The following is a 10,853-nucleotide window of genomic DNA, read 5'->3' as shown; positions in this document are numbered from 1 at the left end:
CTGATGGGCGGCGGCACCACCAAGGTCGGCGATCCGACCGACAAGGACGGTCAGCGCCCGCTGCTCACCGACGCACAGATCCAGTCGAACATCGACAGCATCAAGCACACCTTCTCGCGGTTTCTGACGTTCGGCGACGGTCCGACCGACGCGGTGATGGTCAACAACGCCGACTGGCTCGACAAGCTGGGTTACGTGCAGTTCCTGCGCGACTACGGAGTGCACTTCACGATCAACCGGATGCTGGCCTTTGAGAGCGTCAAGCTGCGGCTCGAGCGCGAGCAGCCGATGACCTTCCTAGAATTCAACTACATGCTCATGCAGGCCGCCGACTTCCTGGAACTCGAACGCCATTACGGCTGCGTCCTGCAGATGGGCGGGTCGGACCAGTGGGGGAATATCCTCAACGGCGTCGAGCTGATCCGCCGCGTCGATCAGAAGCCATCCTTCGGCCTGACCACGCCGCTGCTCTCCACCGCTTCGGGTCAGAAGATGGGCAAGACCGTGGGTGGCGCGGTGTGGCTCAACGCGGACATGCGCAGCCCCTACGATTACTGGCAGTTCTGGCGCAACACCGAGGACGCCGACGTCGGCCGCTTCATGCGCCTGTTCACCGATCTGCCGCTGGATGAGATCTCTCGACAGGAAGCCCTGCCGGGCGCCCAGATCAATGAGGCGAAGAAGCTGCTGGCCAACGCCGCGACCACGCTGCTGCACGGCGTTGAAGCTGCGCAGACAGCGGCCGAAGCGGCGTCCGCAGCCTTCGAGCAGGGCCGCGTCTCCGACGATCTGCCAAGCTACTCCGTCCCGCAAGCCGACCTCGACGCGGGGGTCGTGCTGGCGGCGCTGGCGGCCGACGCGGGCCTTGCGGGCTCGCGCGGGGAAGCACGCCGCCTGGCCCAGGGCGGCGGCCTGCGGGTCAATGACCAGGCAGAGACCGACGCCAACCGTTTGGTGACGACCGCTGATCTGGTCGACGGCGTGGTGAAGCTGGCGGCCGGCAAGAAGAAGATCGTGCTGGTGCGACCGGGCTGAAACGACGGTGCGGACGGCGTGGCTTGCCCTGCGCATCCCCGCCGCCTACTTCGCTTAAGGGTCGAAGCTTGAGCTGAGGACGGACGATGGCTGACGTGATCGAAGGCGCCGCGGCGCCGGACTTCGAACTGGCGGGCGCTGACGGGCCGCTGCGCCTGGCCGACTTCAAGGGCAAACCGGTCGTCCTGTACTTCTATCCCAAGGACGACACGACGGGCTGCACGCGCGAGGCCCAGGACTTCACCGCAGCCCAGGTCGACTTCGCCAAAGCGGGCGTCAGCGTCGTCGGCGTGTCCAAGGACACCGTCGCGAGCCATGCCAAGTTCGCCAAGAAGTACGACCTAAGCGTCCAGCTCGCATCTGATCCCGAGGGCGAGGTGATCGACCGCTACGGCTCCTGGGTCGAGAAGAACATGTACGGGCGAAAGTACATGGGCATCGAGCGCTCGACCTTCCTGATCGACGGCGCAGGGCGAATCGCCCGCGTCTGGCGCAAAGTGAAGGTCGCCGGTCACGCCCGGGATGTACTGAGCGCCGCGCGCGCCCTAAGCTGAACAGCGACCGAGCGTCGCACCCGATGACGCTGAGATAAGCTTTCGTCGGGAACTTTCACCAGCGTTGCAAGTTGACGATTCACCGCGTCGCGCCCCTGCGCGCACAGAGAGACGTGGTTCGCGTAGGACGCGAATTGGCCCGGGCCGTTCAGTACGGCTTAACCAGTTTCGTTCACCTTGCGATGCGTCGGACCTTGTCCGCTGCACGCCGCTAGCCTCTTGCGCGCGGCGGGAGTCTCATTGCATATCGCCCGGACCAGTGCAGGTTTCCCAAGCGGTACGCATGACACGCCTCGCGCGCCTTCGCCAATCGCTAGAGGAGCTGTTCCCGGAACGGCACCTCTACGTACGTTCCGGCGGCGAGATGAGGGCTTTCGTCCTCAGCCCCAACAAGCAGATGGGCGGCGCCGCCGCAATCGCCGCCGCAGCCCTCTGGATGGGCGTATCGACGACCGCGCTGTTCATCGGCGCCATTTCCCCCTCCTCAGCAGACCAGGAAGCCGCTCGCGTCCAGGCGAAGTACGAACGTTGGATCGCTGACCGCCAGGCTCGCCTGAACAGCGCCGTCGCCCAGCTCAACGCGGCGGACGGATCGATCAACGGCATCGCCATGGAGGTCGAGAAGCGGCATACGGCGCTGGCGCTGTTGCTGACCGATGTGAAGGGCGCCCCGGGCGCTGCAGAGGCTCTTGCTCCAGCAATCAACCGCGCCCTCGCCGCCCCGAACGCCAATCCCCTGCGCCGTGTCGAGATGGTGCGTCTGAGCCAGGAGCGCCTGCTGGACGCCGCCGAGACCTTCGCCAAGGGGCGCGCCCAGCGGCTGCGCCTGGCGTTCCGTCTCGCCGGGTTGTCGCCCGCCAACTACGTCCGTGAGAGCGGCTCGCTCGGCGGCCCTCTGATCGAGGCCAAGGACCCGCGCGCGCTCGCCGCGATCCTCGATGTCGACGAATCTTTCGCCGAGCGCGTTCAGCAGGCCGCGAAGGGCTTATCGGAAGTACGCACGCTGAGCGCAGCGGCCGAGACCCTGCCATTCTCGCGCCCCACGGAGGGCACGCCCCAGACCAGCGGCTTCGGGGTGCGATTCGATCCCTTCACCGGACGGCCGGCTTTCCATTCGGGCCTGGACTTCGCGGGCGCGACGATGACGCCGATCCAGGCGACGGGGCCCGGCGTGGTCTCATTCACCGGTCCGCGCGCCGGTTACGGCAACGCCATCGAAATCGATCACGGTCGCGGCCTGAAAACGCGCTATGCTCACCTGCAATCCATCGGCGTGCGTGTCGGACAGAAGGTGGCCGTGGGTCAGAGGATTGGCGGCATGGGCTCCACCGGCCGTTCGACGGGTACACATCTTCATTACGAGGTCTGGGTGAACGGGCGACCGCAGAACCCCGACCGCTTTGTGAAAGCTGGGCGTTATGTTCACGAAAACAACAGCTAAAACCCCTGATCAGGCAGTCGCGCCGATGAAACTCGAACCAGGACCGCCGACCGACACCTCCGCGGCGTCGCCCACCGCGCGCAAGCCCAAGGTCGCGACCTTGATCGCCGAGCATATGACCGTCGAAGGCGGCGTTGTCGGTGAGGGTGAGCTGCACATCGACGGCGTCGTGCGCGGCGACCTTCGGGTCGGCCGTCTGACCATCGGCGACACCGGTCATGTGGAAGGCTCGATCGTCGCCGAATCGGTCGAAATTCGCGGCCGGGTGGTGGGCACTGTCACCGCCAAGAGCGTGCGCCTCCATGGTAGCGCCTACGTCGACGGCGACGTCACCCATGAGCAACTCGCCATGGAGATCGGCGCCTTCTTCCAGGGCCGCAGCCTGAAGTTCCAACGTCCGGCAGGCTCCACGACGACCGCGCAGCCCGCGGTGCAGTCGCCAGCGCCCTCGCCGAGCCCTTCGATCGCGCCGACGACGAGCAGCGCCACGCCGCCGCCCGGCGCGCCGAAGGATGCGCCTCCTTCCGGCGCCGCCAAACCCCTGAACTGATCTCACATACCGCTCATCCCAACGAAAGTCGGGACCCATGCGAGCCGTCCTCGCGCTAAACGCGAGTCAGCTTGGGCCCCGGCTTTCGCCGGGGTGAGCGGCTATGAGGCGGGGGAAGCTAACTTGCGGCTGCGTCGCGGGTCGCGCCGACCCTCTGGGCCAGTGACGCGCCCATGAAGGTGTCCAGATCACCGTCCAGCACGCCTTGCGTGTCCGAGGTTTCGACGTCGGTGCGCAGGTCCTTGACCATCTGATAGGGCTGCAGGACATAGGATCGGATCTGGTGGCCCCAGCCGATATCGGTCTTCTGGTCCTCAAGTTCGGCGCGGGCGGCCTCGCGTTTCTGCAACTCCATCTCGTAGAGCCGCGCGCGCAGCATCTTCCACGCCTCCTCACGGTTCTGGTGCTGGGAGCGCCCCATCTGGCAGGCCACCGCCACGCCGGTGGGGATGTGGGTCAGGCGCACCGCACTGTCGGTCTTGTTGATGTGCTGGCCGCCGGCGCCGCTCGCCCGATAGGTGTCGGTGCGCACATCGGCCGGGTTGATCTCAATGACGATGGTGTCGTCGACCACGGGATAGACCCAAACCGAGGCGAAGCTGGTATGCCGCTTGGCCGCGGAATCGAACGGCGAGATGCGCACCAGACGATGCACGCCGGCCTCGGTCTTCAGCCAGCCGTAGGCGTTCGGTCCGCTGATTTGCAGGGTCACCGACTTGATGCCCGCCTGCTCGCCGCTGGTCTCCTCCAGGAACTCCACGCTCATGCCGTGCGCCTGGGCCCAGCGGCTGTACATGCGCAGCAGCATCCCGGCCCAGTCGTTGCTCTCGGTGCCGCCGGCGCCGGAGTTGATTTCCATGAAGGCGTCATTGCCGTCCGCCTCGCCCGACAACAGAGCCTCGAGCTCGGCACGGGCGGCGCGGTCCTTGATTCCCTTGAGCTGGGCGCGCGCCTCTTCGAGCGAACTCTCGTCACCTTCCTCGTCGGCCATCTCGGCATAGCCGATCGCGTCCGCCAGGTCGCGCTCAAGCGCGCGCACGGCGTCGACCTGAGCGGCCAGGCGGCTGCGATCCTTTGTCAGCGCCTGGGCGGATTCGGGCTTGTCCCAGAGACTCGGGTCCTCGACACTGGCGTTCAGTTCATCCAGTCGGCGTAGCGCTGCTTCCCAGTCAAAGACGCCTCCTGAGCAGTTCGATCGACTGCTCGATGTCGGCCTTGGAGGCCTCTACATCCGCTCTCATGGGGTGAACTCCGCACAGGGTGGGCGCGCCAAATAGCGCGCCGCCTGGGTCAATACAATCCGCTCATGTCGTCGGCCGGACGCTTCGGCGCGACCGCCGCCCCGCTGGACGGCGCGCCTGTCGGCTGACCGCTCGGCCAGACCTTGTTGTAGGGCTGGGGTCCGCTGCGAGCCGCGCCGGAATAGGCCGGCGCCGTCGCCACCCTGGGCTCGGTGCCTGGACGGAAGGCCTCGCGGATGCCGCGGACCATGGCGAACTTGGCGTTGGACGGCGCCTTGAACTCCTCCTTGGGCAGGTTCTTGGTCGCGACCTTCATGAAGTCCACGAACACCGGCACGGCGGCCTGTGTGCCCGTCTCGCCATATCCCAGGCTGCGGTTGTCGTCGAAGCCGATGAACACGCCGGCGACGATCTGCGGGGTGAAGCCTACAAACCAAGCGCTGCGATACTCGTTGGTGGTGCCGGTTTTGCCGCCGACGGGACGCTCGAGCACCAACGCCGCGGTGCCCGTGCCGCGTTGCACCACGCCCTGCAACATAGAGGTGATCTGATAGGCGGTGATCGGATCCATCACCTGCTCGCCGCCCGCAGCGACGCGCGGGCTCTCATCTCCATTGAAGCCTGCTCCGCAGCGCGGACAGTTGCGACGGTCGGCGCGGAAGATGGTCTTGCCTTCGCGGTCCTGCACCAGCTCGATCAGGTGCGGCTCGATCTTGCGGCCGCCATTGACGAAGGAGGCGTATGCGGCCGTCAGCTTGAACGGTGTCGTCTCGCCGGCCCCCAGCGCCATCGACAGCACCGGCGCCATGTCGCGGACCACGCCCAACTTGATCGCTGCGTCGCGGATCTTCTTCATGCCGACACCCTGGGCGAGCCGCACGGTCATGGTGTTGCGCGACAACTCGAGCCCGCGGCGCAGGGTCAGCGCGCCGAGGTAGTTTCGGCTGTAGTTCTCCGGCGTCCACACCTCGCCGGCTTTTGAGCCTGGCAGGCTGATCGGCGAGTCCATCACCACGCTCGACGGCGTGTATCCGTTCTCCAGCGCGGTCGCATAGACGATCGGCTTAAAGGACGAACCTGGCTGGCGCTCCGCCTGAGTGGCGCGGTTGAAGTTGGAGAGCGAGAAGCTGTAGCCGCCGACCATCGCCAGCACGCGGCCGGAGTGCGGCTCCATGGCCACCAGGGCGCCGTTCACCGCCGGCACCTGCTTCAGGTTCAGCCCGCCGCCAGGGGCCGGCTCGACGAAGATCAGATCGCCGACGTTGAGGCCCTTGCCAGCCTTGGCCCAGGCCACGTCGGCGGCGACGAGCTGCCCGGTGGCGCCATCGGCCAATTGGACCCGTACGCTCGAGCCGACCTCGGTCACCACGCCGGCTCGCCAATCGCGGCGCTCCGCCGGCAGGGTCTTCTTCTTGGCCGCCGCCTCCCAGCCGGGGACGATGTCCACTCTGCCCCAGGCGCCGCGCCAGCCGTGGCGGCGGTCGTATCGTTCCAGACCGTCCATCAGCGCGATCCGGGCCGCAGTCTGCAGCTCCGGATCCAGCGTCGTTCGCATGTAGTAGCCGCCTTCGTAGAGGCGCGGTCCCAGCGTTGCGCGGCCACGACGGCGCACTTCCTCGATGAAGTAGTCGGCGTCTTTGTATTTTGCGCGCGCGGGCTCGGCCTGGACCTTCAGGGGGTCGGCCATGGCGAACTGCGCGTCGTTGCGGCTGACCCAGCCCAAGTCGGCCATCTCGCCAAGGATCCAGTTGCGCCGGGCGATGGCGGCGCCGCGCTGGCGGATCGGATGATAGTTCTGTGGCCCCTTGGGCAGCGCCGCGAGGTACGCGCATTCGGCCAGCGTCAGGTCCGAGATCGACTTGCCGAAGTAGTTGTAGGCCGCCGCGCCTACGCCGTACGAGCGGTAGCCCAGCCAGATCTCGTTCAGATAGAGCTCAAGGATCTGCTCCTTGGTCAGGGTTTGTTCCAGACGGCCGGCGAGAATCGCTTCCTTGAGCTTGCGCCCGACCGTCGCCTCGCTGGTCAGCAGCACATTCTTGGCGACCTGCTGGGTGATCGTCGATCCGCCTTCCAGCCGACGGCCGCGCGCGGCGTTCAGGACGTTGCGCGACATGGCCCGCGTCAGGCCCATGAAGTCCACGCCGCCGTGTCGGAAGAAGTTGCGGTCCTCGGCCGCCAGGAATGCCTGGGCAAGCTGCGGCGGGATCCGCTCATAGGGAACGAAGATGCGGCGTTCATTGGAGAATTCGCCAATCAGCGTGCCGTCTATAGCATAGGCGCGGGTCGCGGTCGGCGGGCGGTAATCCACCAGGTCGCCGGCGTCCGGCATGTCATGGAACAGCCAGGCGGCGTAGATCGCGAGCGCCAGCCCGGCCACCGCGATAGCGCTCAGCACGGTCACGCCGGCGATCGCCAGCCATCGTGTCGGGGGGTTCAACTGAGCCAGACCTCCGCGGGCGCCTGCATCCCGCAATCTGGGTCTCTATCCTGCATCGCCGCGGGCGCCAACGGCCTGCGGCGTCGCGCCTCAGCGGGCGGCCAGCCTCGTCTGTTGATCGAAATAATCGTCGATCGCGTCGGACACCGCGCCCATCAGCCGGCCGCGCTTTGTCGGATCGCGCAGGATCGCCTCATCGGCCGAGTTGGTGATGAAACCCATCTCCAGAAGCACCGCGGGAACGTCCGGGGCCAGCAACACCACGAAGCCCGCGTCCCGATGGCTGCGGCGCAGCAGTTGCGTCTGATCATCGACCCGACCCAGCAGGACTTCGGCGAAGGCAGCCGAGCGGTTCTTGGTGGCCCGTTGCGTGAGGTCGAGCAGGATGTCGCTAACGCCACCGCCCGCCAGGTTGGCCTTCATGAACCAGTCGTCCTTGTCGACGAACTTGGCGGCTCGCGAAGAGGCCTTGTCCGACAAGGTGTAGACCGTCGCGCCGCGCATCCCCGAGTCGGACCCGGAATCCGCATGCAGCGAGATGAACAAATCGGCGTCGGCGCGCCGGGCGACCTGCACCCGCGTCTCCAGGGGCACATAGACGTCGCTGTTGCGGGTCATGACCACCTGATAGCGGCCGTTGCGTTCCAGCCGCGCCTTCAACGCGCGCGCCGCGGCCAGGTTGATGTCCTTCTCGATGGCCTTGGCGCCGCGAGCGCCGGGATCGCGACCGCCATGTCCCGCGTCGATGACGATCACCTTCTTCAGCGACAACGGCTGCTTGAGGATCACCGGCGTAGCGCGCAGCGTGGTCTTGGGCGACGAGGTCAGGCGAACGGCGGGTTCGCGAGCCGTCAGGTCGATCACATAGCGATAATGGCCGACGCCGTCGGCCGGCGGCAGCAGAAAGCGGCGCTTGACCGTCGCGTCGGCGGCGAAATCGACTTTAAGGCGGACGCCAGCGGATGTGTCGGCGAGGGTCCATCCCTTGACCAGGCCCGCGCCCCCGCCCTGCAAGTCGGCGCTCGACACGCCGGCGAGATTGAGCACGAGGCGACGATCCACAGCGCCGTCGGCGGCGATCTTGGCGCCGGCCGCCCGGTCCAGGTCGATGACGATCCGGGTTTCGGTGCGGTCGCCGCCGATGCGCACGTTCAGCACGCCGGCGTGACCGGTCGCGGCCTGGGATCCGGCCACGACGGCAAGGCAAAGCACGCCGCCCGTCAGCAGCACCGCAAAGCGGTTGCCGGCCTCCTTCAAGACGGCGCTCACACGCGCGAGCATCTCGGCCCCACCACTCAATCCATCGCCCTCAAGTGGCCGACTATAAGGGATTTTCGGGGTAACAAAGAGTTAAACACCCAACACGCGAGCGTGCCGCTTTCCTTTTTCCGGCCACTGTTGCAATGTCCGCCCGAGCGCGAGAACCGCACCGGCGTCGGCCGGTCCTTGTTCGCGCCACAGCCGCGTAGCGCCGACCGAGCGGTCGGCTGCGACGCATTCTCCGATACGCGCCGCTCCGGCGCGCCTTAGGAACACACCTTTGGGCAGCGCTGCTCGAGCCTCTGATCGGCCATTCGCCGCCCGCAACGCCCGTTTCGGCGCGGCGACGCGCGGCCTGCGCGCCCACCTTGCCAGCCGGCAGCGCTCGGGCCCAGAGCCCGTGGCGCGCCGCGGAGAGCCACCTTATGTCCAAGCAAATGTTGATCGACGCAGCCCACGCGGAAGAGACGCGTGTGGTGGTCGTCGATGGGAATCGCGTTGAAGAGTTCGATTTCGAAAGTCAGAGCCGCAAACAACTTCGCGGTAATATCTATCTCGCCAAGGTCACCCGCGTAGAGCCGTCGCTGCAGGCGGCGTTCATCGAATACGGCGGCAATCGCCACGGATTCCTGGCCTTCAACGAAATCCATCCCGACTATTATCAGATCCCGGTCGCCGACCGCGAAGCCCTGATGCGCGACGAGGCCGAGGAGGAGGACGACCATCACCCCGCCCCCGCCGCCCGCGAAAGCGACGGTGAGGACGATGACGACGCCGCCGTCGTCGATGACGAAGACGACGTCATGGAGGAAGAGGTCGCACGCCGCCGGCGCCGGCTGATGCGCAAGTACAAGATCCAGGAAGTGATCCGCCGCCGCCAGATCATGCTGGTACAGGTGGTCAAGGAGGAGCGCGGCAACAAGGGCGCCGCGCTCACCACCTACCTGTCGCTGGCCGGCCGCTACGGCGTGCTGATGCCCAACACCGCACGTGGGGGCGGAATCAGCCGCAAGATCACCACGGTCACCGACCGTAAGCGCCTGAAGGGCGTCGTCCAGAGCCTGGAAGTGCCGCAGGGCATGGGCCTGATCGTGCGCACCGCCGGCGCCAAGCGCACCAAGGCCGAGATCAAGCGCGACTACGAATATCTGCTGCGACTGTGGGAGAACATCCGCGAGACCACCCTCCACTCGATTGCGCCGGCGCTGATCTACGAGGAGGAGGATCTGGTCAAGCGGGCGATCCGCGACCTCTACGACAAGGATATCGAGGGGGTCTGGGTCGAAGGCGAGCGCGGCTTCAAGGAAGCGCGTGAGTTCATGCGCATGCTGATGCCTTCGCAGGCCAAGAAGGTGCAGGCCTACCGCGAGCCGACGCCGCTGTTCGTCAAGCACCGGGTGGAAGACCACCTTTCGCAGATCTATTCGCCGGTCGTGCCGCTTCGCTCCGGCGGCTATCTGGTGATCAATCAGACCGAGGCGCTGGTCGCCGTCGACGTAAACTCCGGCCGCTCGACGCGGGAGCGCAACATCGAGGCCACGGCGCTCAAGACCAACATGGAGGCCGCCGAGGAGACCGCGCGGCAACTGCGCCTGCGCGATCTGGCCGGCCTGATCGTGATCGATTTCATCGACATGGACGAGGGTAAGAACAATCGTGCCGTCGAGAAGAAGCTCAAGGACTGCCTGAAGGACGACCGCGCCCGCGTGCAGATGGGCAAGATCTCCAGCTTCGGCCTGATGGAGATCAGCCGTCAGCGTCGCCGCAGCGGCGTGCTGGAGGGCACCACTCACGTCTGCGAGCATTGCGCCGGCACGGGCCGCGTCCGTTCGGTGGAGTCCAGCGCTCTTGCCGCTCTGCGCGCGCTGGAGATCGAGGCCTTGAAGGGCGGCGGCGAGGCGACGCTGCGCACGCCCCGCGCGGTCGGCCTCTACATCCTGAATGAGAAGCGGGCCTATCTTGCGCGCCTGCAACAGGCGTCGGGTCTGTTCGTCACGGTGATTGTCGACGACGCGTTGGCTCACGCCGATCACGCCATCGAGCGCACGGCTACCGAGACGCGCCCAGACCACATCGCGGCGTTCGCACCGATCGCCGCGGGCCTGCCCGAGCCGGTCTACGACGACGCCGACTTCGAAGACGACCTCGAGGCTGAAGACGCCGACGAGATCGAAGACGACATCGAGATCGGCGACGACCGCGACCAAGACGATCAGGGCGACGAGGACGGTGAAGCCCGCACCCAGTCCGGCGAAGCGCCGGCGCGCGGCCGCGCCGATGCGGAAGGCGGCGAGGACCGCGACGGCTCACGCCGCCGCCGTCGGCGTCGTGGACG

General features: G+C 66.8%; 8 protein-coding genes. 5 read left to right on the top strand and 3 right to left on the bottom strand.

Annotated features, from left to right (window positions below; genetic code table 11):
• The 4 genes from tyrS to Q8M88_RS11195 all read left to right on the top strand — a co-directional run.
• Positions 1-1,035 (top strand): tyrosine--tRNA ligase (gene tyrS, locus Q8M88_RS11210; protein ID WP_305597239.1); only part of this gene is annotated, 1,035 nt, incomplete at its 5' end.
• A gap of 86 nt (positions 1,036-1,121) precedes the next feature.
• Positions 1,122-1,589, top strand: a complete 468-nt coding sequence (locus Q8M88_RS11205; RefSeq protein WP_305597238.1) for a peroxiredoxin — start codon at positions 1,122-1,124, stop codon at positions 1,587-1,589.
• A 283-nt stretch (positions 1,590-1,872) separates the two neighbouring features.
• Positions 1,873-3,030 carry a peptidoglycan DD-metalloendopeptidase family protein gene (locus Q8M88_RS11200; protein WP_305597237.1) on the top strand — a complete coding sequence of 386 codons (1,158 nt, stop codon included), beginning with the start codon at positions 1,873-1,875 and terminating at the stop codon, positions 3,028-3,030.
• On the top strand, positions 3,008-3,580 hold the full coding sequence (locus Q8M88_RS11195) for a polymer-forming cytoskeletal protein (protein WP_305597236.1): 573 nt from the start codon (positions 3,008-3,010) through the stop codon (positions 3,578-3,580). The genes Q8M88_RS11200 and Q8M88_RS11195 overlap by 23 nt, the downstream gene beginning before the upstream one ends.
• A gap of 118 nt (positions 3,581-3,698) precedes the next feature.
• Here Q8M88_RS11195 and prfB read toward each other — a convergent pair.
• The 3 genes from prfB to Q8M88_RS11180 form a co-directional block, all read right to left on the bottom strand.
• Positions 3,699-4,821 (bottom strand): peptide chain release factor 2 gene (gene prfB, locus Q8M88_RS11190; RefSeq protein WP_305597235.1). Its coding sequence is split into 2 segments (ribosomal slippage): positions 3,699-4,751 and positions 4,753-4,821, totalling 1,122 coding nucleotides; the frame shifts between segments, so codons are not numbered across the junction.
• A gap of 49 nt (positions 4,822-4,870) precedes the next feature.
• Positions 4,871-7,258 (bottom strand): penicillin-binding protein 1A, encoded by a 2,388-nt coding sequence (locus Q8M88_RS11185; protein WP_305597234.1) that lies wholly within the window; start codon positions 7,256-7,258, stop codon positions 4,871-4,873.
• 90 nt (positions 7,259-7,348) lie between these two features.
• The gene (locus Q8M88_RS11180; RefSeq protein ID WP_305597233.1) at positions 7,349-8,527 is read right to left on the bottom strand and encodes an N-acetylmuramoyl-L-alanine amidase; all 1,179 of its coding nucleotides are present in this window, start codon (positions 8,525-8,527) and stop codon (positions 7,349-7,351) included.
• A 416-nt stretch (positions 8,528-8,943) separates the two neighbouring features.
• Between Q8M88_RS11180 and Q8M88_RS11175 the strand changes: the two genes are divergently transcribed.
• On the top strand, positions 8,944-10,853 hold a 1,910-nt coding region (locus Q8M88_RS11175; RefSeq protein ID WP_305597232.1), incomplete at its 3' end, for a ribonuclease E/G.

The sequence above is a fragment of the Phenylobacterium sp. genome, assembly GCF_030693805.1.
Taxonomy (GTDB): Bacteria; Pseudomonadota; Alphaproteobacteria; order Caulobacterales; family Caulobacteraceae; genus Phenylobacterium.
The sequence above is the reverse complement of the archived record's forward strand: the minus strand, read 5'-3'. Positions and strand labels throughout refer to the sequence as shown.